General features: G+C 72.2%; 28 protein-coding genes and 4 pseudogenes. 14 read left to right on the top strand and 18 right to left on the bottom strand.

Translation table 11 applies throughout. The features are described 5' to 3' along the window. Window positions 1–1,340, bottom strand: a pseudogene (locus tag BJF79_RS54520) (hypothetical protein); the annotation flags it as partial. A gap of 170 nt (window positions 1,341–1,510) precedes the next feature. Here BJF79_RS54520 and BJF79_RS38950 point away from each other — a divergent pair. Continuing rightward, window positions 1,511–2,257, top strand: coding sequence for an IclR family transcriptional regulator (locus tag BJF79_RS38950; RefSeq protein WP_316043527.1), 747 nt, complete (start codon window positions 1,511–1,513; stop codon window positions 2,255–2,257). Window positions 2,258–2,296: 39 nt separating this feature from the next. Beyond that, window positions 2,297–2,491 (top strand): hypothetical protein, encoded by a 195-nt coding sequence (locus tag BJF79_RS38945; protein ID WP_075904908.1) that lies wholly within the window; start codon window positions 2,297–2,299, stop codon window positions 2,489–2,491. 61 nt (window positions 2,492–2,552) lie between these two features. Here BJF79_RS38945 and BJF79_RS38940 read toward each other — a convergent pair whose 3' ends face one another. Beyond that, on the bottom strand, window positions 2,553–2,954 hold the full coding sequence (locus BJF79_RS38940) for a hypothetical protein (protein ID WP_143220787.1): 402 nt from the start codon (window positions 2,952–2,954) through the stop codon (window positions 2,553–2,555). Between the two features lie 297 nt (window positions 2,955–3,251). Then, on the bottom strand, window positions 3,252–3,614 hold the full coding sequence (locus BJF79_RS38935) for a YkvA family protein (RefSeq protein ID WP_075904903.1): 363 nt from the start codon (window positions 3,612–3,614) through the stop codon (window positions 3,252–3,254). A gap of 287 nt (window positions 3,615–3,901) precedes the next feature. Here BJF79_RS38935 and BJF79_RS38930 point away from each other — a divergent pair, with 287 nt between their 5' ends. Both BJF79_RS38930 and BJF79_RS57575 read left to right on the top strand, forming a co-directional pair. Then, a complete protein-coding gene (locus tag BJF79_RS38930; RefSeq protein ID WP_075904900.1) occupies window positions 3,902–4,552 on the top strand; it encodes a hypothetical protein in 651 nt (216 codons plus the stop codon). 59 nt (window positions 4,553–4,611) lie between these two features. After that, window positions 4,612–4,812 (top strand): hypothetical protein, encoded by a 201-nt coding sequence (locus BJF79_RS57575; RefSeq protein WP_075904898.1) that lies wholly within the window; start codon window positions 4,612–4,614, stop codon window positions 4,810–4,812. A 19-nt stretch (window positions 4,813–4,831) separates the two neighbouring features. On the opposite strand, the gene BJF79_RS38920 is transcribed toward BJF79_RS57575, so the two are convergent. From BJF79_RS38920 to BJF79_RS38895, 6 genes are all read right to left on the bottom strand, one after another. Then, the gene (locus BJF79_RS38920; RefSeq protein ID WP_262403216.1) at window positions 4,832–5,494 is read right to left on the bottom strand and encodes a septal ring lytic transglycosylase RlpA family protein; all 663 of its coding nucleotides are present in this window, start codon (window positions 5,492–5,494) and stop codon (window positions 4,832–4,834) included. A gap of 555 nt (window positions 5,495–6,049) precedes the next feature. Further along, window positions 6,050–6,322 carry a hypothetical protein gene (locus tag BJF79_RS38915; protein WP_075904892.1) on the bottom strand — a complete coding sequence of 91 codons (273 nt, stop codon included), beginning with the start codon at window positions 6,320–6,322 and terminating at the stop codon, window positions 6,050–6,052. A 219-nt stretch (window positions 6,323–6,541) separates the two neighbouring features. After that, on the bottom strand, window positions 6,542–7,648 hold the full coding sequence (locus BJF79_RS38910; RefSeq protein WP_075904889.1) for a ferritin-like domain-containing protein: 1,107 nt from the start codon (window positions 7,646–7,648) through the stop codon (window positions 6,542–6,544). 143 nt (window positions 7,649–7,791) lie between these two features. Next, entirely contained in the window at window positions 7,792–8,400 is a 609-nt protein-coding gene (locus BJF79_RS38905) for a hypothetical protein (protein WP_262403215.1), read from the bottom strand. A 115-nt stretch (window positions 8,401–8,515) separates the two neighbouring features. Further along, a complete protein-coding gene (locus BJF79_RS38900; protein ID WP_316043526.1) occupies window positions 8,516–9,076 on the bottom strand; it encodes a TetR/AcrR family transcriptional regulator in 561 nt (186 codons plus the stop codon). Beyond that, window positions 9,073–9,507 (bottom strand): winged helix-turn-helix transcriptional regulator, encoded by a 435-nt coding sequence (locus BJF79_RS38895; protein ID WP_075904886.1) that lies wholly within the window; start codon window positions 9,505–9,507, stop codon window positions 9,073–9,075. The genes BJF79_RS38900 and BJF79_RS38895 overlap by 4 nt, the downstream gene beginning before the upstream one ends. An 81-nt stretch (window positions 9,508–9,588) precedes the next feature. Here BJF79_RS38895 and BJF79_RS38890 point away from each other — a divergent pair, with 81 nt between their 5' ends. Then, window positions 9,589–10,302: an SDR family oxidoreductase gene (locus tag BJF79_RS38890; protein WP_075904883.1), complete on the top strand. Its 714-nt coding sequence runs from the start codon at window positions 9,589–9,591 to the stop codon at window positions 10,300–10,302. Between the two features lie 19 nt (window positions 10,303–10,321). Further along, entirely contained in the window at window positions 10,322–10,612 is a 291-nt protein-coding gene (locus BJF79_RS38885) for a chorismate mutase (protein ID WP_075904881.1), read from the top strand. Here the strand turns inward: BJF79_RS38885 and BJF79_RS38880 are convergent. Continuing rightward, window positions 10,609–10,959, bottom strand: coding sequence for a MerR family transcriptional regulator (locus tag BJF79_RS38880; RefSeq protein ID WP_075904879.1), 351 nt, complete (start codon window positions 10,957–10,959; stop codon window positions 10,609–10,611). The two genes, BJF79_RS38885 and BJF79_RS38880, sit on opposite strands and share 4 nt — an antisense overlap. A gap of 63 nt (window positions 10,960–11,022) precedes the next feature. Here BJF79_RS38880 and BJF79_RS38875 point away from each other — a divergent pair, with 63 nt between their 5' ends. The 8 genes and pseudogenes from BJF79_RS38875 (at window position 11,023) to hypF (ending at window position 16,398) form a co-directional block, all read left to right on the top strand. Further along, entirely contained in the window at window positions 11,023–11,328 is a 306-nt protein-coding gene (locus BJF79_RS38875; RefSeq protein WP_075904877.1) for a putative quinol monooxygenase, read from the top strand. Then, on the top strand, window positions 11,325–12,056 hold the full coding sequence (locus BJF79_RS56495) for a hypothetical protein (protein WP_075904875.1): 732 nt from the start codon (window positions 11,325–11,327) through the stop codon (window positions 12,054–12,056). Before BJF79_RS38875 ends, BJF79_RS56495 begins: the two co-directional genes overlap by 4 nt. A gap of 94 nt (window positions 12,057–12,150) precedes the next feature. Further along, window positions 12,151–12,393: pseudogene (locus BJF79_RS52140) on the top strand (helix-turn-helix transcriptional regulator); the annotation flags it as partial. Window positions 12,394–12,529: 136 nt separating this feature from the next. Then, a complete protein-coding gene (locus tag BJF79_RS38860; RefSeq protein WP_143220784.1) occupies window positions 12,530–13,135 on the top strand; it encodes an SIS domain-containing protein in 606 nt (201 codons plus the stop codon). Then, complete coding sequence (locus tag BJF79_RS38855) at window positions 13,132–13,389, top strand: HypC/HybG/HupF family hydrogenase formation chaperone (protein WP_075904936.1); 258 nt, start codon at window positions 13,132–13,134, stop codon at window positions 13,387–13,389. The genes BJF79_RS38860 and BJF79_RS38855 overlap by 4 nt, the downstream gene beginning before the upstream one ends. Further along, entirely contained in the window at window positions 13,386–13,691 is a 306-nt protein-coding gene (locus BJF79_RS63695; protein ID WP_262403219.1) for a hypothetical protein, read from the top strand. Before BJF79_RS38855 ends, BJF79_RS63695 begins: the two co-directional genes overlap by 4 nt. Further along, window positions 13,586–13,867, top strand: coding sequence for an SIS domain-containing protein (locus BJF79_RS63690; protein ID WP_262403218.1), 282 nt, complete (start codon window positions 13,586–13,588; stop codon window positions 13,865–13,867). The genes BJF79_RS63695 and BJF79_RS63690 overlap by 106 nt, the downstream gene beginning before the upstream one ends. Before the next feature lie 190 nt (window positions 13,868–14,057). After that, window positions 14,058–16,398 (top strand): annotated as a pseudogene (gene hypF, locus BJF79_RS38845) (carbamoyltransferase HypF). 41 nt (window positions 16,399–16,439) lie between these two features. Here hypF and hypE read toward each other — a convergent pair. The 8 genes and pseudogenes from hypE to BJF79_RS38810 all read right to left on the bottom strand — a co-directional run bounded on the left by hypE (window position 16,440) and on the right by BJF79_RS38810 (window position 22,523). Further along, window positions 16,440–17,537, bottom strand: a complete 1,098-nt coding sequence (gene hypE, locus BJF79_RS38840; protein ID WP_075904931.1) for a hydrogenase expression/formation protein HypE — start codon at window positions 17,535–17,537, stop codon at window positions 16,440–16,442. A gap of 26 nt (window positions 17,538–17,563) precedes the next feature. Further along, a pseudogene (gene hypD / locus BJF79_RS38835) lies at window positions 17,564–18,597 on the bottom strand (hydrogenase formation protein HypD). 155 nt (window positions 18,598–18,752) lie between these two features. Further along, window positions 18,753–19,037, bottom strand: a complete 285-nt coding sequence (locus tag BJF79_RS38830; protein WP_075904873.1) for a HypC/HybG/HupF family hydrogenase formation chaperone — start codon at window positions 19,035–19,037, stop codon at window positions 18,753–18,755. Window positions 19,038–19,068: 31 nt separating this feature from the next. Beyond that, a complete protein-coding gene (locus BJF79_RS67815; protein WP_410050200.1) occupies window positions 19,069–19,176 on the bottom strand; it encodes a DUF6893 family small protein in 108 nt (35 codons plus the stop codon). Window positions 19,177–19,216: 40 nt separating this feature from the next. Then, a complete protein-coding gene (locus tag BJF79_RS38825; protein ID WP_075904871.1) occupies window positions 19,217–19,426 on the bottom strand; it encodes a hypothetical protein in 210 nt (69 codons plus the stop codon). Between the two features lie 7 nt (window positions 19,427–19,433). Next, the gene (locus BJF79_RS38820; protein WP_075904869.1) at window positions 19,434–20,099 is read right to left on the bottom strand and encodes a DUF5947 family protein; all 666 of its coding nucleotides are present in this window, start codon (window positions 20,097–20,099) and stop codon (window positions 19,434–19,436) included. Beyond that, window positions 20,096–20,725 carry a NifU family protein gene (locus BJF79_RS38815; RefSeq protein ID WP_075904867.1) on the bottom strand — a complete coding sequence of 210 codons (630 nt, stop codon included), beginning with the start codon at window positions 20,723–20,725 and terminating at the stop codon, window positions 20,096–20,098. The genes BJF79_RS38820 and BJF79_RS38815 overlap by 4 nt, the downstream gene beginning before the upstream one ends. After that, window positions 20,718–22,523: a nickel-dependent hydrogenase large subunit gene (locus tag BJF79_RS38810; protein WP_075904865.1), complete on the bottom strand. Its 1,806-nt coding sequence runs from the start codon at window positions 22,521–22,523 to the stop codon at window positions 20,718–20,720. Before BJF79_RS38810 ends, BJF79_RS38815 begins: the two co-directional genes overlap by 8 nt. Window positions 22,524–22,569 lie beyond the last annotated feature (46 nt).

The following is a 22,569-nucleotide window of genomic DNA, read 5'->3' as shown; positions in this document are numbered from 1 at the left end:
GTCGTCCCACCACCACCGGACGGGCCACCACCGGACGGGCCACTGCCACCACTCGCCCCACCATGCCCAGTGGGACCACCGCCCGGCGTCGCCTCCCCACCACCGGACGCCCCCCCGGACGGCGTCCCATTGCCACCCCCACCAGGGGAACCGCCATTCGTCCCGCTATGTCCGGACGAGCCGCCGCCCGGCGTCGGGCTCGACCCCGAGCCGCCGCCGGACGGGCCACTGCCGCTGTTCGCCCCACCATTTCCAGTGGAACCACCGCTCGGCGTCGCCTCCCCGTTCCCGGACGGCGCCCCCTCCCCGCCCGCGCCGGACGAACCACCATTCGTCCCGCCGTGCCCGGACGAATCGCCGGTCGGCGTTCCGCCTTCACCGGCACCGCCCGAGGCCCCGCCGTCGTGGCCGTCGCCGGGGTCGCACTCGCTCTCCGGGCCTCCGGCGCCGTCCGTCGTCCCGGCACCAGCGGGCGACTCGTCACCCGAACCTCCCGCGCCGGACGCCTCGGGTCCCGGAGCGCCGACGCCGTCCGAGCCTCCGCCACTCGGGCTGGCCGCGCCGTCATGCTCGCCACCCGCGCCGGACGCCTCAGAACCACTCGAAGCTCCGGAACCCGGCGTGTCGCCCCCAGCGCCGTCGTGCCCATCGCCCCCGCCGGACGTCTTAGAGCCGCTCGTCGACCCGGGTCCCGGTGCATCGGCGCCGTCCGACGCTTCCGAGCCGACGTTGCTCGACGCTCCGGAGCCGCTCGGCGCCCCGGGGCCTGGGGCTTCGGGTCGGGGCGAGGGTGAGGCTTCGTCGCACCACGGCGGCGGCCCCTTGGGGCACGGGGCCGATGCCGAGGTGCCGGTGGGGCCGGGGGCGGGCGTCCGGCCGGACGGGGGCGCGGCGGTGCAGCGGCCCGTCGGGTCGATGACGGCTCGGGTGGTTTCGGGTGGGGTGTTCTCCGCGGTGGCGACGACCTCGACGGTGAGGCGGTCCCGGGCGGACGCGACGGGGATCTGCAGGCTCGCGCTCCGGGTCCGGGGCCGTTCGCCGACGTCGCCCAGGTCGCAGCGGAGTTCCTGCAGGCCGGCGGTGGCGCACTTCCAGTCGAGGGGGGACCAGAACGCGGGGCGGTCGGCGGTGAGCCGGAGGGCGGTGCCCGTCGCGGTGCCGCCGGTGGCGTGGACGCGCACCGTGTACGTCATCGCGTGCTGGTCGCCGTAGATCTCGCCGCCGCGGGCGGTGACCTCGGTGTGCAGGCGGACGTCCGAGCCCGCGCGCGCGCTCGGGACGGCGAGTGCCAGCGGCAGCGCGGTGGCCGCCACGAGCGCGATCCAGCGCGTCTTCCCCACCGATCCCCCTTCTTGCTCCTTCTCGGCCTTCGGGGGGTCGGCGGCACGGCGCCGGACGTAGAGGGTTATTGCCAGGAGTAACGTGCTTCACTCCCGCCGCGATCATCTTTCGCAAGGCGAAATGAAGTTTCCGTAGAATGGGCGGGGTTCGCGAGGAGAGGAGACGCCGGGTGGCGGAGGCCGTGCGGTCGCTGGAGCGCGCGTTCGAGTTGCTGGAGCATCTCGCGGACGCGGGCGGCGAGATGGCGCTGTCGGAGCTGACGGAGGTGTCCGGGCTGCCGATGCCGACGATCTACCGGCTGATGCGGACGCTCGTCAACCGAGGGTACGTGCGCCAGGAGCCGTCGAAGCGGTACGCGCTGGGGCCGCGGCTGATCCGGCTGGGCGAGGGCGCGGGCCGGCTGCTGGGCTCGTGGGCGGGTCCGGTGCTGTCGCGGCTGGTGGACGAGGTCGGCGAGACGGCGAACATGGCGGTCCTGGAGGGGGACGAGGCCGTGTACGTCGCGCAGGTCCCGTCGCGGCATTCGATGCGGATGTTCACCGAGGTGGGGCGGCGGGTGCAGCCGCACTGCACGGGCGTGGGGAAGGCGCTGCTGTCGCAGTTGCCGGAGCCGAAGGTGCGGGAGATCCTCGGCCGGACGGGCATGGCGGCGCACACGCCGAACACGTTCACCGACGCGGAGTCCCTGGTCGCCGAACTGGGGCGCGTCCGGGAGCGGGGTTACGCGCTGGACGAGGAGGAGCAGGAGGTGGGCGTCCGGTGCGTGGCGGTGCCGTTGAAGGGCGCGCCCACGTTGACCGCGCTGTCGGTGTCGGGCCCGTCCGGGCGGCTGACGCGCGAGATCGTCCCGGACGTCGTGCCGATCATGCTGGACGCCGCCGAGCGCTTCACACGCGAACTGGGCCCGGTCGATTGACCGGGCGAGAACATCGAGCGCTGGGGCGATCCCCGCGAGGTGGACCTGACGCCCTTCCTCATGGCGGAGACACCGGTCCCGGATCCGCAGGGTTTCCTGTGCGGCGTCGTCGGCGGCATGCTCGTGTGGCGGTGTCCGGACGGGCGGTGGCTCGCCGTCGCGATCGGGCAGGCCGACGCGGAGTTCGAGGTCATGCTGCTCGCGGCGGTCGGTGAGGGACCGGTCGAGGCGTGAGTGCCGTGTCGGGAGACCCCCGGGCGCGCCCAGGCCCTGGTACCGGTCGGTGTGCTTCCTCTCACTCGGCCTGTCCGGTGGCACCGGCCTCGGCCAGCTTCGCTTGGAGCCACCCGGGAAGGTGGTCCTGATCGCGGGGAAAGTACTCCTGGTCGAGCGCGAAACTGCCCGGAGAAACCGGCGGCACGAACTCTGGCTCGGAGTCGTAGTCGAACTCGATCGAACGCGACAACGACCGCTCTACCGTGAGGGTGGCGGTGAACCACGTTCCCGCACCCGGCACGTACATCGCATGGCGCAGGTCGTCCATGGCGTCGGCGACGCTGATCGGCGCGAACGCGGTCGTGGTGCTCCCGTCGGCGAGCCGCACCTCCAGGAACTGGGAGCCGCGGTCGACGGTCGACCTGACCGTGAACGTCAGCTGTGACCAGTGTTCCGGCGCCACCCGCACCAGCCCTCGCACCGCCTCCTCGATATAAGGCGTCTGGTCGGCCGTATCCGCCGATGAACCTGGCACCAGCACTCACCTACCCGGACAAACGGAACGTCCGTGCACACCGTACGGCGGCCAGCGTAGCTGCGACCGCGCTAGCGGGTCAGCAGCCGCGCGATCGTCGGCTGCTCCAAGCACAACCCTCGGCGATCTCGAAGTACCGGCGCCGCGCGGGCCCGGCGGCCCGCCGCAGGGGTGGTCGAGGTGGCACCGTTCGGGGACTCCCGGTGAACGGGACGTCCGGCGGCGGGCCCGTGGCGGGGAGGGTCAGTCGACGGGTTCGCCGACGACGACGTGGGGGCGGCCGCCGCGTTCCCAGGCGACGTAGTCGCCCGCGGCCTTGACGAGCGACGCGCCGAGCCAGAGCGCGACGCCCGCGTCGTCGATGAGGCCGATCCCGAGCAGGATCTCGGGGATGGCGTCGATCGGGGAGACGATGTAGATGAGGCCGAGGCCGAGCAGGCCGAGCGTCTTGTAGGACATGCCCTTGTAGTCGCCGCGGAGCACGGCCTTGATCATCCGCGGTACGGCGCGGGTGCGTTCCCAGAGCCCCGGGGTCTGGGGGTCGAGCGTCTCGCTGTAGATCTGCCAGGCTTGACCGGCGGCGGCCGCGCGGCGCTTTCCGTCCACTGGCGCTCTCCTCGGGTGGGATGTGCGGTGCGGGCGCGCCCCCGCGGCGCCCGCGTTTACCTATGACGTGGTGTCTGACGGTTTTGTTCCCCCGGATCCGCTGTGACCCGGGCCTCACCGGAGATTCTGTGACCGCGGGTGAGGTGTTCGTCACTCCGAAAGTCAAAGTCGGGTAATTCGGCCGCACGTCCGGCCACGCGCTGCGAGCATGGGGTCACGGGAGGTGCGCCCGCTCCCCATCGACGCGACCGGCACCGCCCGCAGAGCACCGCAGGGAGCTGACGCACATGAGCGGCGATCGTCCGAACCGGCCCGTGCACGGCACCGCCGCAGGCGGTCCGTACCTCGCACTGCCCCCGACCGCCGTCGACGCGGTCGCGTCCGGTCCGACCCGGTTGATGGTGATCTGGCCGGGGTTCGACCCGCCGCGGACGGCGGAGGCGATGGCGGCATCGGTCCCGCTGACGGGCGTGCCGGTGTGGCGCGTCTACCTCGACCTGCCCGCGCAGCTCCCCGGCGGGCTGGGCAGCGGGTCGATCCTGGACGACGCCGGCATCGAACTCTACGGGGCCGCGGTCGAACGGGCCGCCGCGGCGCTCCCGGAGGTCGTCGAGGTGCTGCGGCGCGACCTGGACGTGCCGGAGGGGCCCGTCGCGCTCGCGGGGTTCAGTACGGGCGGTGCGGCTGCGCTGCTCGGCGGCGGCGCGCAGGGGACGTTCCGGTCGGTGCGGCCGCGCGTTCGCGCCGGTCGTCGCGCCGTCCGGGCGGCGCGGGCCGTGGAGAAGCGCGCGGGCCGCGACCGGGCCTGGACGGACGCGTCGGTGGCGCTCGCCGACCGGCTCGCCCTCGGCGCCCGCGCGCCGACATCGCGGCCGGGGCGGGCGAACTGCTACTGGTCGGCGGCGGGAAGGACCGCGTCGTCCCGTCCCGCGAGCTGACCGCGCTGCGCGACGCGCTGCGGCGGCACGGCGCCGCGGCCGAGACCGTCACGTTCCGGATGGGCCACGCGCTCGCCGCCGAACCCGGCACCGAGGCGCGCCCGCCGATCACCGAGGCCGTCCGGGTGGACGGCGTCCTGTCGGACTGGTTCCGGGACCGGCTCGCCGTGACCGACGACGCGGACGCGGCGGGCGCACGGCCCGACGACGCCCGGGGCGACGTGGTGGAACGCGACAAGGCCGCGAGCGGTTTGAGCTGACCGTCGCGAGCGGCCGGAGTCAGCCGCGCGAGAGGACCTCGTAGCGGACGGAGACGACGCCGGCGGAGGTGCCGCCGATGTCCTCCATCGCCGCTTCGGACAGGTCCAGGCAGCGGCCGCCCGAGTACGGGCCGCGGTCGTTGATGCGCACGACGACCGACTCGCCGTTGCTCTTGTTGGTGACGCGGACCTTGGAGTCGAACGGCAGCGTCTTGTGCGCCGCCGTCAGCTCGCTCGGGTCGAACGACTCGCCGCTTGCCGTCATCTGGCCCTCGCCGTAGAAGGACGCCTTGCAGGAGCCCGAGTCGAGGACCTTCTCCGAACCGCCCGACTCGCCGGATTCTCCCGAACCGCCCGACTCGTTCGAGCCGCCCGAGCCGCTCGAACGGGGCTTCTCGGTCTTCTTCGGTTCCGGCGGTGCGATCCGCGCCGCCACGGCGTCCGGCTCGTCGTCGTGCTTCGGTGGCGCCTTCTTCGGCTGCGGTGACTTCTCCGGCGTCCCGCTCGGAGCGGGACGCTGCCCGCCGGGCGGTGCAGACGGTTCGGACGGTTCGGTCTGCGGCAGTCCTTGCGCCGCCGTTGCCGCGCCCGCCGGGGCGCCGGCCTTGACGAACGCGAACGCGCCCGCCGTGAGGACGGCCATGGCCGCCCCGGAAATGATCAGAAGGGTGCGGATGCGCACCTCAGGTATGCGTACACGAGCACGCTTGCCACGCACGGGCAATCCTTTGTTCGGGGACAGGACCCCGGACGCCCGGCGGTTCGCGCCGCCGTGCTGTGGCGCGTTCAGGCGACGTGTGCGTCCCCGATGTCCGCGCCTTCTACGGGCGTCTGCACGCCCGTGCCCGCGCGTTCCACGGCGCGTCCGCGTCAATGCGGAAGTGGCGTCCGGCAGGTGCGGCGGTGCGAGTTCACCGGCCTCGCGACGTCGTGCCGGGCAGGTTCCCGATCATCATCGCGCAGGTCCGGCGGAGTACTTTTTTCACTTTGGATCTCGCTGTTGCCGCACAAGTCCATGACCGTACGTGGCGTCTCGCCCTGATCAAGACCGTACGCCGATGTTTGTGTTCTTTGTCACCACTACTTTGCCCGTCGGAAGTCGATCGACTTCAGCGGGTGACCCCATTTCAAGATCGTCTTTACTCCGCATAGAGAAGATGATCTCGGGCATATAACGGGCGGACGGCAGCGTCCCGCGGAGGTTCGCGGGGCCCGCGGGACGCCGGGTGCCGCCGCTTCAGTTCGTCTTGCCGGACGGCGCTTCCTCCGCCTTCAGCACCTCGGCGACCCGGCCCTCGGAGAGCTTGTCGCCGAGGCCGGTGAGCGTCTCGCTCACGTGCCCGACGAGCGCCTGCTCGGTCGTCGGGGCCTTGCCGTGGACGGGCGCGGGCGGCACCGGAGGCACGACGGCCCCGGCCGCGCGGGCGGGCAGGGCCGCCGCCGACACGGCGACGGCGGCGGACGCCGCGATGACGAAGGCACGGGACAGCCGGTTGGCGGACCGCTTCATTGTTTCCCCCCGGGAATTGTCGGATGTTCGACCCTTTGACGTTCGTGCGTCCGCCGATGCGGCGCACCGTCGAACGGGCACGCTAGTACACCGGGAAGGAAATCACGGGGGAATCGCGCGGTGAGTTTAGGAAGACCATAATGATCCACGAAAGGGATCATCGACATTCCGCCCTAAGCGGGGGCGTTGCGCGCCGCCCCCGCCTTTTCGGGCGTCCGCTCAGTCCGTCGCGCCGAGCGTGATGGCGTCGTCCACCTCCTGCTTGCGCCCGGCCAGTTCGGTGGCGTAGCGCTGCTCGTCGACCTGCTCGGCGATCTCCTCGTCCTGCTTCATCAGCGCTTCGAGATCGGCCTTGGCATTGTCGAGGACGCCCATGTCCGCGTACGCCTTCTGCACCTTGTCGCCCCACAGGCCGACGTCCCGGACGCACGGGACGATCCGGCTGAACAGCAGCGACTGGTACAGCGTGTACATGTCGGAGTTGTCGACGTACTCCATGCATTTGTCCATCGGCAGGTCGAGCTGTTCGAACACCTCGCGCGCCTTGAACCGGTCGCGCATCAGGTAGCAGCCCTCGACGACGAATTCCTCGCGCTCGGCCCGCTCCTTCTCGGTGAGCTCGGCGTAGTAGTCCTTGAGCGCGAGCCGCCCGAACGCGACGTGCCGCGCCTCGTCCTGCATGACGTACGCGAGCAGCTGCTTGACGAGCGGGTTGGTCGACATGTCGCGGTACAGCCCGAACGCGGCCAGGGCGAGGCCCTCGATGAGCACCTGCATGCCGAGGTAGGGCAGGTCCCAGCGGCTGTCTTCGAGCGACTCCGCTAGCAGTTTCGCGAGGTCCTGGTTGATCGGGTAGTACATCCCGATCTTCTCGTGCACGAACTTGCCGTACAGCTCGACGTGCCGCGCCTCGTCCATCGTCTGGGTCGCGGCGTAGAACTTGGAGTCGAGGTCCGGGACGGACTGGACGATCCGCGCGGACACGTTCAGCGCGCCCTGCTCACCGTGCAGGAACTGGCTGAACAGCCACGAGCTCTGGTGCCGGCCGAACTCGTCCTTCTCCTTCTGGGTCATCTTGTCCCAGATGTCGGAGCCGAACAGGGGGTTGAAGTTCTCCGGCAGGCCCGCGACGTTGATGGGATCGACTTCGAGGTCCCAGTCGATGCGCTTCTGCGCGTCCCACTGCTTGTCCTTGCCCTTCTGGTACAGGTTCAGCAGCCGGTCGCGGCCTTCGTCGTACTCCCAGGTGAACCGGGTGTCGCCCGCCATAGGTACGTTCCACGTGTCCGTGGAGACGGGCTCGGTGTAGAAGTCGTGGGAAGTCACCGGGGGATCCTCCTAGGGGGACGCGCCGCACCGTCGCGGCGCTGGGGTCTGTTCCGCCCACCGCTTTACATGCCTTCGTAACATGTAAAGCGGGGGGAGATCTATACCCCCGGCCCAAAGCGAGCCGCCCGGGCGAGCCCCCGTTACCGCGACTGGAGGGCGTCGAGCGCGACGGCCTGGGCGATGACCAGGCGGCGGTCTAGGCGCGGGTCCTTGATGTCGACCACGTACCGGTCGCGGATCCCGATCTTCTTCTCCACCGAGAAAACGACCTGGTCGCCCGCGTGGAAGTCGAAGTGGTACGGCCACGCGAACGGGATCGCGTCCACGAACGGGACGAACTGCCACACCCGCCGCACCAGCGCGACCGCCTTGTTGCGCTCGCTGCCGGTCGCCACGCCGAGCCCCGGCTGCTCCAGGTGCCAGGTGGAGGCGAGCAGCGACTTCTTGAAGTCCTTGCGGAACATCCCGATCGGGCGTCCGTGCCCGTCGGTGATGTCGTACGCCGAGGCCAGGTCGATGCGCTTGCGCGCCTTGAACCCGAGGATCGGCGTGGTCTTGGAGTCGTCCGAGTAGAGCGTGACCTGCTCCTTGAACGCCATGCGCTTCTGCTGGGCGAACGCGAGCAGTTCGCCCTCGGAACCGTCCGGTGCCTCGGCGTGCACCTCGTACTGGTTCACCATCAGCCGGATCCGCTGCCGGATCAGCAGCCGCGTCTGCGCCTGGAACCGCTCGTCGTCCACCGGAACCACCCGTCCCTTTTCAACGTTAGGCCCGGGAGTCTGCCATAGCCCGCCGCCCCGCTTCAGGACTCCCGGATGTGCGCGGCGAGGTACCCGTGGATGAGCCGCTCGGCCTCCGCGACGATCATCGGGTCGCCGTCCGGGCGCGCCGGAACGCCAGCTTCAGCACCGCGTCCCCGGCCTCGACCGCGATGGCCAGCGCGGTCGCCAGCTCCGGGGTGTCGCGCACGCCGAAGGTGTCCACGATCAGCTCGCGGATCCGGTCGGCGACCACCGCGTTGTTGTCGGCGTCGGAGTCGAGCAGATGCACGTCGGCGACGTCCCCGAACCGCAGCACCCGGAACCCCGGGACGGTCCGGTGCATCTCCACGAAGATGTCGATGATCGCGCCGACCGTGTCGGACCAGTCGGCGAAGCCGCCCGTGGTGAGCCGCGCGGAGATCCGCCGCCCGAACTCCTCCAGGTTGCGTTGCGCGAGGGCCTGCGCGACGGCCCGTTTGTCGGGGAAGAACTGGTACACCGAGCCGATCGCCACCTCGGCGCGCTGCGCGATCCGCGTGGTGGTCAGCCCGTCGTAGCCGTCCTCGTCGAGGATCTCCGCACAGGCGTCCAGCATCCGCTGTACGCGTTCGGCACTGCGGCGCTGGGCGGGACGGCGGCGGAGCGGTGTGCGGATCTCGGTCACCCTGCCATTGTCCCCCCATTCCGCCGCCCCGGAGCCGAAGCGGCCTGCGGATTCGCGCCGGCGTCCCCACCGGTGTTCGCGGCCGCGCGATCGTGGGCGTCCTGCGCCGCGACGATCTCGGCCGCGTGCCCCTTGATCCAGCCGGTCAGTCCGCGCAGCGGTCCGCCGATGCCGCGGCCGAGATCCGTCAGCCCGTACGTCACCCGGGGCGGCACGGTCGGCTCGACGGTCCGCCGGACCAGGCCGTCCCGGACGAGCGTGCGCAGCGTCTGGGACAGCATCTTCTCGCTGATCCCTTCGATCCGGTTCCGCAACTCGAAGAATCGCAGGTCACCGCCGTGGAGCGCGGTCAGGACGAGCACGCCCCAGCGGCCCGTCACGTGGTCGAGGACCACCCGTGCGGGACAGTCCCGCCGGAAGACGTCGTCCACCTGGTCTCCTACCGTTCCGTCATGGGCTTACGTGAAGGTACGTACTTCCCCAAAGTTAGCTTGTTTCCTACCGTTACCGCCATGGAACCACTCGCGCTCATCACCGGCGCCGGACGCGGCATCGGCGCCGCCACCGCCAGGGAACTCGCCCGCCGCGGATACCGGATCGCCGTCAACTACCACCGCGACGCCGCCGCGGCCGAGGCCGTCGCCGCCGACACCGGCGGGACGGCGCTGCGCGCCGACGTCCGCGATCCGGCGCGGGTCGCGGAGCTGCTCGCGGCGTGCGGCCCGGTGGACGTCCTGGTCTGCAACGCCAACATCGCCCCGCCGTTCGGGCCGCTCGCGTCGATGCCGTGGGAGACGTTCATCGGCAAGGTGGAGGGCGAACTCGCCGCCGTCTACCACCTGACGCAGGCCGTGCTGCGGGAGATGCCCCCGCACGGGCGGATCGTCTACGTGTCCAGCCTGAGCGCCGAGGTCACCCGCCCGGGGGCCGCCGCGCACGCCACCGCGAAGGCCGCGCTGGACACGTTCGCCCGGCATGTCGCGGCCGAGGCGAGCCCGGTCACGGTCAACGTGGTCGCACCGGCCGGGGTCCGCACCGACGGGTCGGCCGCCGCGCGCACGCCCGAGATCGAGGCGGCGCTCGCCGACCGGTCCGTCCTCGGCCGCATGATCGAGCCGGACGACGTCGCGAAGGTGATCGCGTCGGTGGTGGACGGCGGGCTGCCCGCCGTGACCGGCGTCCGCATCCCGGTCGACGCCGGTTTCCGCGTCCTCGCGGCGCCCTGACGGGTGGGATGCTCGTCGGATGGACGCCCCCGAATCGCTCGCCGACGTGCGGGCCCGCATCGACGGCATCGACGGCGCGCTCGTCCGGCTGCTCGCCGACCGGCAGGCGCTGGTGCGGGCCGCCGCCGCGTTCAAGACGGACGAACGGTCGGTGCGCGCGCCCGACCGCGTCGAGCGGGTCGTCGCGCTGGCCCGGTCGCGCGCGGCGGACGCGGGCCTGTCGCCCGACGTCGCCGAGGCGGTGTGGCGCGCGATGGTCGGCGCGTTCATCGAGCTCGAACTCGGCGAGGCCGGGCTCGACGGCGCTTAGCCGGCGGGCGTCCCCGCGGAGTCCGTGAGGAAACCGTGCAGGGACGTGCGCGCGCGCTGCAGTTCGGCGATGCGCGTGTCGAGGTCGTCCAGGTGGTCCTGGAGGTGCCCGGTGACGCAGGACTGCAGCGCGGCGCCGTCCCAGCAGGGCATGAGGTCGCGGATCGTCCGGGTGGGCAGGCCCGCGGCGAGGAGCGAGCGGATGCGCCCGACGGTGTCGGGCGCGTCGTCGGCGTAGCCGCGGTGGCCGCCGGGCGAGCGGCGGGACGTCAGGAGGCCCTGCTCCTCGTAGTAGCGCAGCAAGCGCACGCTCACGCCCGTCCGACGTGACAGCTCACCGATCTTCATGTGTCCCACCCCACACGGAAACGACTTGAACCTCACATGGATGGCACCTTTTACGTTCGTGCCATGAACACAACACCGATCTCCCTGTACGGCTTCCTCCGACCCAAGCCCGAGCGCGCGGACGACGTCAAGCGGCTACTGTCGTCGCTCGTGGAGCCTACGCGGCGGGAAGAGGGCAACCTCCAATACCACCTGCACGAGCACGAGGACGGGCGGCTCTTCCTCTACGAGGTGTGGCGGTCGCAGGAGGATCTCGACCGGCACAACGAGTACCCGCCGCTGCGCGAGTTCCTGGCGAACATCGACGACTACCTGGCAGAGCCCGTGGACGGCCACTTCGACACGATGATCAGCCCCTATCCCGCATGAGCCCAGACCCGGCCCCGGACCCGGACCCGTACGCGGAGCTGTACGCGGCGTTCGCCGGGGTGCCGCGTCCGGGTGCGGTGGAGGGGTGCCCGTGCTGCGTCGAACCGGACGAGGGGCGGCGGCTGCTGTCCCGGCCGCCGCGCTCGCTCGGCGCCGACGACCTGTCCCGGTTCGCGGCGAAGGCGCTGAACACGTGGGGCGGGCCGGAGGACGTCCGGTACTTCGCGCCGCGCCTGCTCGAACTGGCCGCCGCGGACGCGTTCGTCTGGCCGGACACCGAGATCGTGTTCGGCAAACTCGCCCGGGCCGGGTGGCGCGACTGGCCGGAGGCGGACGCGGTCGCGGCGTTCCTCGCGGGGTTCTGGACGCGGACGCTCGCGCGGTTCCCGGCGCGTCCGGGCATCGGGGCGGCGCTGCGCGCGCTCGCCGCCACCGGCATCGACCTCGCCCCGTACCTGCGGGAATGGGGGAACGCGACGGCGCGCGCGGACGAACCGGCCGTGCGGCACCTGCACGAGTTCGCGACGAACGAGCTGCACCGGCCGAACGGCCGTCCACGGCTCGGCGGCGGATTCGCGGAGGACGGCGCCGCGGTCGTCGTCGGGTGGCTGACCGGCGGCCCCGCGGCCGCCGCCGTCCGGACCGCGTTCGAGCGGACGGACGACGAGGAACCGCTGGGACTCCTGGCCGAGACCGACGGCCTCCTCAACCCCGGTCACCTCATGTGATCGTGTGATTACACTGGGGTTTTCCGTACCGGGCCCCGGGTACCGGACCAGGCGCAGGCAAGATCATCCGCGTGGCATCGGTGAGGAGTGCGCCATGAACGGTTGTGAGGCGCGCAGCCTCCTCCATCCCTATCTGCTGCTCCTGATCTACGAACGGCCCGGACACGGATACGACCTCATCGACCGGTTGTCCTGCCTCGGAGTGTCGGACGTGGAGCCGGGCCACGCCTACCGGGTGCTGCGCGGAATGGAACGCGCGCGGCTCGTCGTGTCGACGTGGGTGCCCTCGGAGGCGGGACCCGCGCGCCGCCGCTACGAACTGACCGACAAGGGCGTCGCCGACCTGGAGGCGTGGGCGCCGAAGCTCGCGCACCTCGGCGAGGTGATCGCCTCGTTCCTGGCCCGCTGGAGTTCGGCCGCGCGGGCGACGGCGGCCCCGGCGCCGGGCGCCCACGCGAGCCGCGGGCCGTGTCGTGGACGTGACGGCGCGGGCGGCCGTCCGGGAGGCGTTCGACCGGCGGACGGAGCCGGGCCGGGCCGTCGCGGGCGACGCGGAGGCGATCGCGCGGGCCTGCCACGCGATGGCGGTGCGGTTCCACGCGGGCGGGCGGCTGATCGTGTTCGGCGACGGCGCCGCGTGCACGGACGCGCAGCACGTGGCGGTCGAGTTCGTGCATCCGGTGGTGGTCGGCAAGCGGGCGCTGCCCGCGTTCGCGCTGACCGGGGACGTCGCGACGCTGACGGCGATCGCGCGCGCGGAGGGGTTCGACGAGGTGTACGCGGCGCAGCTGCGGACGCTGGCCGGGCCGGACGACATCGCGCTCGGCCTGTCGGCCGGCGGGCCGTGCGCGAGCGTGCGGCGGGGGCTGGCGGCTGCCGCCGAGATGGGGCTGCTGACGGTCGCGCTGACCGGCGCGGACGGCGACGTCGGCCGGGACGCCGACCACGTGCTGCGGGCGCGGACGGCCGATCCGCTCGTCGCCAAGGAGGTGCACGTGACCGTCTACCACGTGCTGTGGGAGCTGGTGCACGTCTTCTTCGAGCATCCGGGGACGTTGCGGCGGGAGACGGCCCGGTGAGCGCGGGGGACGTGCCGGAGTGCCATGACGACGTCTGCGTCACCTGCTCGGACGCCGCCGTGCCGGTGCGGGTGCGCGAACTGCTCGGCGACGGGCTCGCGCTCGTCGACACCGGGGCGGGGCAGGAGGAGGTGAGCGTGGCGCTGGTCGACGCGCGGGTCGGCGACGTCGTGCTGGTGCACGCCAAGGAGGCCATCGCGGTGGAGCGGAGCGAGGGAACGCCCGGGGGAACGCCGTACGGGGGGACGCCGTGAGCGGGATCGAGACGCTGTACCCGTTCCTGTACGAGGGCGGGTCGGACCTCGACGCTGTGCTGACGGAGGTCCGCCGGTCCACCGAGGAGAAGGCGGGCGAGATCGTCGGGCTGCGGGAGTCGCTGGCCGAGGGGACGGCGGACGGGCTGGTGACGTGCGCGCGGCGGATCGCGGCGTCCGTCACGGCGGGGGACGGCTGTTCGCGTTCGGCAACGGCGGGAGCTGCACGGACGCGCAGGACCTCGCGCAGTTGTGCATGCGGCCGCCGCACGGTGCCCGTACCGTCCCGGCGACCTGCCTGACCGGGGACGTCGCCGCGCTGACGGCGCTGTCGAACGACGTCGGGTTCGAGGTGGTGTTCGCGCGGCAGGTCGCGGCGTTCGGCCGCCGGGGGGACGTCGCGGTGGGGTTCTCGACGAGCGGCGGTTCGGCGAACGTGCTGCGGGCGTCGAGGAGGCGTCCCGGGCGGGGATGGTGACGGTCGGGTTCGCCGGGTACGGCGGCGGCGGGATGGCCGAGCCGGGCTTGGTGGACCACCTGTTCACGGTGCCGTCGGCGTCGTGCACCGTATCCAGGAGGCGCAGACGACCGTCTATCACGTGTTGTGGGAGCTGCTGCAGATGGCCCTGTCCGGACGATTGCAGGGCGGTCGAGTGTGAGGTGAACGCGTGAGCGTGGACGGCGAACGGGAGCGGGAGCGGGAACGCGAGCGGGTCCGGATCCGCGTCGAGGGGATCGTGCAGGGGGTCGGGTTCCGGCCGTTCGTGCACGAGCTGGCCGGGACGTACGGGTTGTCGGGGTTCGTGGGCAATGACGCGTCCGGGGTGTTCGCGGAGGTCGAGGGGAACGCGTCGGCGCTGGCCCGGTTCGTCGGCGACCTCGGGGGACGGGCGCCGGCGGCGGCGGTCGTGGAGCGGGTCGTCACCGAGTCGCTGCCGCCGCTCGGCGAGCGGGGGTTCCGGATCGTGCCGAGCGACGCGGCCGCGACGCCCGCCGCGCTCGTCTCGCCCGACACCGCGACCTGCGCCGACTGCCTCGCGGAGCTGCGCGACCCGGACGGGCGGCGGCACGGGTACGCGTTCACGAACTGCACGCGCTGCGGGCCGCGGTTCACGATCGTCCGGAACGTCCCGTACGACCGGTGCAACACGACGATGGCCCCGTTCGCGATGTGCGGCGCGTGCGCCCGCGAGTACACGGACGAGCGCGACCGCCGGTTCCACGCCCAGCCCGTGTGCTGCCCGGAGTGCGGGCCCGAGCTGCGGGCGGTCGGCGCGGACGGGCGGCGGGTGCCCGGCGATCCGGTCGAGACGGCCGCGCGGTGGCTGCTGGACGGCCGGATCGTCGCGGTCAAGGGCCTCGGCGGGTACCACCTGGCGGCGCTCGCCGACCACGAGGACGCGGTGGCGCGGCTGCGCGCCCGCAAGCACCGCGAGCACAAGCCGTTCGCGGTCATGGCGCCGATCCGGCCGCGGCCCGCGCGGCTCGTCCACGCCGTCGCGGCCGCCGAGGCGCTGCTCGCCTCCCCGGCGCCGCCGATCGTGCTCGCCGAGCGGCGGCACGGCGCGCGCGTCGCCGCCGCCGTCGCGCCCGGGAACCGCGAGCTGGGCGTGCTGCTTCCGTACACGCCCCTGCACCATCTGCTCGCCGCACGGCTCGCCCGTCCGATCGTGCTGACCAGCGGGAACGTGTCGGACGAGCCGATCGTGACGGGCGACGACGAGGCCCTGGCGCGGCTCGCCGGGATCGCCGACGGGTTCGTGGGGCACGATCGCCGCATCGAGACGCGGGCCGACGACTCGGTCGTCCGGTCCTTCCGCGGACGGGCGCTGCCGGTGCGGCGCTCGCGCGGGTTCGTCCCGTCGCCGCTGCGGACGCCGTGGGAGTTCCCGCGTCCCGTCCTCGCGTGCGGCGCGGAGTTGAAGAACACCTTCTGTGTGGCGCGCGCGCACCACGCTTTCCTTTCGCACCACATCGGCGACCTGGAGAACTACGAGACCTTGCGGTCGTACCAGGACGGCATCGAGCATTTCTGCCGGTTGTTCGGGGTGCGGCCAGAGGTCGTGGTGCACGACCTCCACCCGGAGTACCTGTCGACCAAGTACGCGCTCGAACGCGACGACGGTGTCGAACTCGTAGGCGTCCAGCACCACCACGCGCACATCGCGTCGTGCCTCGCCGACAACGGGACGGACGGCCCGGTCATCGGCGTCGCGTTCGACGGGCTCGGCTACGGCGACGACGGGACGCTGTGGGGCGGCGAACTGCTGGTCGCGGACCTCGCCGGGTACCGGCGCGCCGGGCACCTGGAGGCGGTGCCGATGCCGGGCGGCGCGGCGGCCGTCCGGGAGCCGTGGCGGATGGCGGCGGCCTACCTGACGGCGGCGTTCGGCGAGAACGCGCCGTGGCTCGGCGTCGTCCGGCGCAACCGCGAACGCTGGCCGGCGGTCGCCGCGATGGCCCGGTCCGCGATGGCCCGTTCCGCGGCGGCCGGTTCGAGCACGAACGCGCCGCTCACCTCCAGCGCGGGACGGCTGTTCGACGCGGTCGCGGCGATCGCGGACGTCCGCGACACGGCCGGGTACGAGGGGCAGGCGGCGATCGGGCTGCAGCAGGCCGCGACCGCACGAGCGCGCCGCCTACCGCGCGACCGTGACCGGCGACCTCGTGATCCGGGGCGCGGACCTGGTGCGGGCGGCGGCCGAGGACGCCGTCGCGGGACGCGGCGCGGGCACGATCTCCGCCCGCTTCCACAACGGGCTGGCGTGGGCGGTCGTCCGCGCGGTCCGGCTGCTGCGCGACCGCACCGGCCTGGAGACCGTCGCGCTGTCGGGCGGCGTCTTCCAGAACGTCCTGCTGCTGGAACGCGTCGTGTCCGGGCTGGAGGACTCCGGGTTCCGGGTGCTGACGCACTCGCACGTCCCGCCGAACGACGGCGGCGTCGCGCTCGGCCAGGCGGTCGTCGCCGCCGCGCGGGACAGGTCCGCCCGGGACGCGGCCGCTTCCTGACCGTGTCCCGGGCGAGTATCCGGCGGGGGCGGGGCGGCGGCTCAGCAGATGCGGGGCAGCGGGTCGCCCACGAGCATGTCGGCGATGCGGGTGCCGCCGAACGCCGTCCGGAGCAGCACCAGACCGGGCGGATCGTCCCGGACGGTCCCGACGATCGCGGCGTCCGCGCCGAGCGGGTGGCCGCGCAGCGCGGCGAGCGCCGCGTCCGCCCGGTCCCCGGCCACGACCGCGACGAACCGTCCCTCGCACGCCACGTACAGCGGCTCGATGCCGAGCAGTTCGCACGCGCCCGCGACCGCCGGGCGCACCGGTACCGCCGCCTCGTCCAGCACGACGCCGAGCCCGGACGCCTGCGCGATCTCGTTCAGCACCGTCGCGACCCCGCCGCGCGTCGCGTCCCGCATCATCCGGACACCGCCGGGCACCGCGTCGAGCAGTGCTGCGGTGATCCCGTGCAGGGCTGCCGTGTCGGACGTCAGGTCGGCTTCGAAGTCGAGTTCTCCGCGCGCCAGCATGACGGTGACGCCGTGGTCCCCGATCGGGCCCGACACCAGGACCGCGTCACCCGGACGGACGGCCGACGCACCGAGCGCCGCGCCGTCGAGCGCCGCGCCGTCGAGGACGCCGATACCGGACGTCGTGATGAAGCACCCGTCGGCCTTGCCCCGCTCCACGACCTTCGTGTCCCCGGTGACGACCGAGACGCCCGCGCGTGCCGCCGCGTCCGCCATGGACGCGACGATGCGGCGCAGATCGTCCACCGGGAAGCCCTCTTCGAGGACGAACCCGGCCGAAAGGTACAGGGGCCGCGCCCCGCACACGGCGAGGTCGTTGACCGTCCCGTTCACCGCCAGCTCACCGATGTCGCCGCCCGGGAAGAACAGGGGCGAGACCACGTGCGAGTCGGTGGTGAAGACCAGCCGTCCCCCGTCGACGGACAGGACGGCACCGTCATCGAGCGTCTCCAGTGCAGGGTTACGGAACGCCTCCACGAACAGGGCCTCGACGAGCGTCTGCGTGGCCTTGCCCCCAGCCCCGTGGGCCAGCGTCACCCGTTCCTCTTTCACGCGCGGCTTCCGCCGGCGCGCGCGCTCGATGCGCTCTAGGACCTGCTCCTCCCGCGTCTGGTGCGGAGTCATCGGTTCGGTCGTCGCGTCGTCCGTCTTCATGCGCGCGTCGCCTCCCTCACGCGCTCCCGCGTGAACCGGCCGAAGTTGTAGTACGCGGCGCACGCCCCCTCGGACGACACCATGCACGTCCCGATCGGCGTCTCCGGCGTGCAGGCCGTCCCGAAGACCTTGCACTCCCACGGCTTCAGGACGCCCTTCAGCACCTCGCCGCACTGGCACGCCTTCGGGTCGGCGACGCGCACGCCCGGCAGGTCGAAGATCCGCTCCGCGTCGAAGGCCGCGTACTCGTCGCGCATCCGCAGCGCCGAGTGCGAGATGAAACCGAGGCCGCGCCACTCGAAGTACGGCCGCAGCTCCATGACCTTCCCGATCGCCTCAAGCGCGCGCGGGTTGCCGTCCCACGGGACGACCCGGGCGTACTGGTTCTCGACCTCGCTGCGTCCCTCGTCCAGTTGCTCCAGGAGCATGTGGACCGACTGCAGGACGTCGAGCGGCTCGAACCCCGCGCACACCAGCGGCTTCCCGTAGTCGGCGGCGATGAACTCGTACGGACGGCAGCCGATCACCGTCGAGACGTGACCGGGGCCGAGGAACCCGTCGAGCCGCAGGTCGGGCGAGTCCAGGATCGCCTTGATGCCCGGAATGATCGTCACGTGGTTGCAGAAGACGGAGAAGTTGCCGATGCCCTCGGCCGCCGCGCGCAGCACGGTCATCGCGGTCGACGGCGCGGTCGTCTCGAACCCGATCGCCATGAACACGACCCGGCGGTCCGGGTTCCGCTTCGCGATCTTGAGCGCGTCGAGCGGCGAGTACACCATCCGGACGTCGCGCCCGCGGCCTTCGCGTCCAGGAACGACCCGGTGCCGCCCGGAACGCGCATCATGTCGCCGAACGAGGTCAGGACGACGTCCGGGTCCGCGCGGGCGATCGCGATGGCGTCGTCCACCCGCCCCATCGGGATCACGCACACCGGGCACCCCGGCCCGTGCACGAGCTGCACCGTCTCGGGCAGGTAGTCCTCCAGCCCGTGCTTGTAGATCGTGTGGGTGTGCCCCCCGCACACCTCCATGAACTTGTAGTGCCGCCCCGGCTCGCACAGGGCGGCGATGCGCGCGGACAGCGCCTGGGCCCGCTCCGCGTCGCGGTACTCGTCGACGAACCGCAATGGTCGCGCCTTTCCGTTCCGGGGTCAGTTCCGGGGTCAGTTCCGAGGTCGGTTCCGGGTCAGTTCCGGTCCAGGTCGATGTCCGAGCGGCTGAGCGCGTCCAGTTCGTCGTCGTACGCCTCGCCCAGGCCGCGCAGGAGTTCGAGGGTCGCCGCGGCCTCCGCCTCGTCGATCTTCGACATGGCGAAGCCGACGTGCACGAGCACCCAGTCGCCGAGGTGCAGCCGTTCCTCGTCGAGCAACCCGACGTTCACGGCGCGGCGCACCCCGACGACCTCGACCTTCGCGACGTCCGTCCCGTCCTGCGGCAGCTCGACGATCTCCCCGGGAATGCCCAGGCACATCAGGGACGTCCTCCGCTCCGGGCGGCAGCGCTCACATGCGCTCCATCTTGATGTAGCGCTTCATCGCCGGGTACTCCTTCACCAGGAGGGCGAAGAAGGCGAGGCCCGCAACGGCGGCGGCGATCTTCCAAATGCGCATGTCGATTCCCTTTCGGTCGGTTCTGTGGTGGTGCTTCGGGTCAGCCGGGCGGCAGGTTCGGCATGATCGGCAGGATCGCGTTGCGCTTCTTCGCGCTGATCCCGGTCGAGCGCCGCGCGTCCGCCGTACCGTCCTCGTGGTGGCCGGGCTGCTTCTTGTAGTTGCCCTTCGCATTGCCCTGGCGCACGCCCTTGGTGTGCGACGGCGTGTCCGGTTTCACGTGGGGCTTGCCCACCTTGATCTCGGCCATGGTCAGGTCACTCCCTTCTCGGCCGGGCGTTCCCCGCGCGCGCGCCCAGTTCCACGAAGAAGCGTTCGATCTCCGGCCACACGTCCTTGCCGCCGGACAGCCCCTTCCACGACAGCCGGACGGCGGCGACGAGCCGGTAGCACTCGTCGATCGGCACGATCCACCGCTGGTCGGCGACCCCGCCCGCCGCGGCCTCGCCCGGTGCGGACCTGCCGGTGTGGACGAGCAGCGCCTCGACGTCGGGCACCATCGTCCGCAGCGGCTCGCACCGTTCGGCGACGGTCTTCCACGCGGCGGCGTCGACGTCGCAGCGGGTGGCGCCCCCGGGACTCGGGTAGTGCGCGGTCACCTCGCCGTCCTCGTGCCGCACGAAGAACGCGAGCCCGACCGGGACGCCCAGGTCGTCCACGGGCAGGTCGGGGAGCCGGAGGCGGCGGCCCGGCACCAGCCGGAAGTGGCCGCGGCCTTCGGCGTCGCGGCCCGCCGCGTCGCGCTCGAACAGCAGGGCGCACGCGCGGCACGCGCACAGCAGGCCGGTGCCGCGCTCGTCGAGGACGTGCGCGTGCCCGCCGCCGTGGTCGTCCGGGACGGGCTCGGCGCACAGGTCGCAGCGTTCGACGGCGTCCGCGCCGCGCGCGGCGGCGCGGGCGACGAGCCGCTCCAGCGCGGTCACGACATGCCCCGGAACAGCGACTCGACCGGGACGAACGCTCCCGAACCACCCGATCCACCCGAACCATCCGCACCGCCCGCACCCGCCGAGCGTCCGGACGGTGCGCGCACCGGCTCCATCGCCGTCAGTTCGGGCGCGACGCCCAGCACCGCGTCGCGGACCGCTTCCTCGACGCCCGCGCCGCCCCCGGCGTTCGCGGACCCGCACGTCCCGCAGCCCCCGCCGCCCGCACCGTCCGGCAGCCGGACGCGCGCGACGCCGTTCTCGATCCCGTCGAGTTCGACGTCCGCGCCGTGCGAACCGAGCTGCTCCCGGATGTCGTTCAGCGCGCGCGCCACCCGCTCCTCGACGGGTGCGGGGTGCACGTCGTGGAGCGCGAGGAGATGCCCGACGAGGTCGTCGTCGGTGAGCGCGGAGACGAGCCGGGCGTCGTGCGCGGCGCGGTCCATGACGCGGGCCAGCGCCTCGCCGTAGACCTCGGCGAGCGTCGCGACCGTGTCGAGGGCGCTCTCGGCGGTCCGTCCGGGCGTCCGCTCCAGCGCGGCGAGCGCCTCCTCGATGCGGGTGAGCCGCTCGGCGACGTCCCCCTCGCCGAGGCGCCGGTCGTCCGGCCGGTTCTCAGCCATGGGTCGCGCCGAACATCGGCGAGTGCAGCTTCTCGAGCTTCTTGCCCTTGCCCAGGTACATGTGGACGCCGCACGGCAGGCACGGGTCGAAGCTGCGGACGGCCCGCATGATGTCGACGCCGCGGAAGTCGTCCGGGCCGTTCTCCTCGAAGATCGGCATGTCCTGGACGGCGTCCTCGTACGGGCCGGGCGTGCCGAAACTGTCGCGCGGGCTGCCGTTCCACGGCGTCGGCGGGTACGGGTGGTAGTTCGCGATCTTCCCGTCCTTGATCACCATGTGGTGGGACAGGACGCCGCGGACCGCCTCGTGGAAGCCGCAGCCGATCGCCTCGTCCGGGACGTCGAAGTTCTCGAACACCTTCGTGTCCCCGGCCCGGACGCGCTGCAGCGCCTCCTCCACGAACTGGACGGCCATCGCGGCCGCGTACGCGACGAAGTACACGCGCGCCCGGTTCCGCTCGATGGCGTTCGACCACGGCGGGATCTTCCATTCGAGGGTCGTCTCCGGCAGCGACTCGCCCTTCGGCAGGGAGATCTGCACGCTGCGGCCGGTCGACTTCACGTACGGGGCGTCGACGAGCCCGGCGAGCGCGGTCGTGTAGAGCCGCGCGTACGGGCCGCCGCCGGTGTCGAGCGCGAGGTGCTCGCCGCTGGTCTTGTCGAACCAGCGGGGGCTCATCACCCAGCTGTACTTGTCGTCGAAGTCGCGCTTCTGCGGGGCGGGCAGCGTCGTCTGGTTCCACGGGTGCCGCATGTCGACCGGGTTGCCGAGCGGGTCGTGGGTGACGAACGGGTCCTCGTTCACCCAGTCGTCGTAGTAGGAGCTGCCGAGCAGGATGCGGATGCCGAGGTTGATGTCGACGAGGTTCGTGGTCAGCAGTTCGCCGTCCACGACGACGCCGGGCGTCACGTACATCGAGCGGCCCCAGCGCTCCATCGTCTCGTACCGGTAGTCGACGACCTCGGGGTTCTGGAACGCGCCCCAGCAGCCGAGCAGGACGCGGCGGCGGCCGACCTCCTCGTATCCCGGCAGGGCCTCGTAGAAGAAGTCGAACACGTCGTCGTTCATCGCGACGGCCCGCTTGACGAAGTCGACGACGCCGATCAGCCGGCTCAGGTAGTCGGTGAACAGGGTCGGTTCCGGCATCGTCCCGACGCCGCCCGGATAGACGGTGGACGGGTGGACGTGCCGTCCCTCCATCAGGCAGAACATCTCGCGGGTGACGCGGCTGACCTTGAGGGCCTCCTTGTAGAGGGCGCCCTCGAACGGGTTGAACGCGGCCATGATGTCGCCGATCGTCCGGTATCCGTGGATTCCGGCGTTCGGCGCCTCGGTCTCGCGCGCCCGCTTCAGCACGCTCGGGTTGGTGTCCTTGACCATCGCCTCGCAGTAGTCGACGAAGACGAGGTTGTCCTGGAAGATCGTGTGGTCGAACATGTACTCGGCGGCCTCGCCGAGGTTGAGGATCAGCTCGCCCAGCGGCGGCGTCTTGATCCCGTACGCCATGTTCTGCGCGTACACCGAGCAGGTCGTGTGGTTGTCGCCGCAGATGCCGCAGATGCGGCTGGTGATGAACCCGGCGTCGCGCGGGTCCTTGCCCTTCATGAACACCGAGTAGCCGCGGAACAGCGAGGACGTGCTGTGGCACTCGGCCACCCGCCGGTTCGCGAAGTCGATCTTGGTGTAGATGCCGAGGTTGCCGATGATCCGGGTGATCGGGTCCCAGGACATCTCGACGAGCTGCTCGGATCCGGTCGTCCCGGCCGGCGCCGGTTTCGTCTGCGCGGTGTGCGCCATGGGTCGTTCCTCTCTCCGTTCCGGTGCGGGGCCGGGGTCGCGGGGT

Origin of the sequence: Actinomadura sp. CNU-125, assembly GCF_001942465.1 — a bacterium.
Taxonomy (GTDB): Bacteria; Actinomycetota; Actinomycetes; order Streptosporangiales; family Streptosporangiaceae; genus Spirillospora.
Note: the sequence above shows the minus strand (reverse complement) of the source record. Positions and strands in the feature narration are given on the sequence as shown.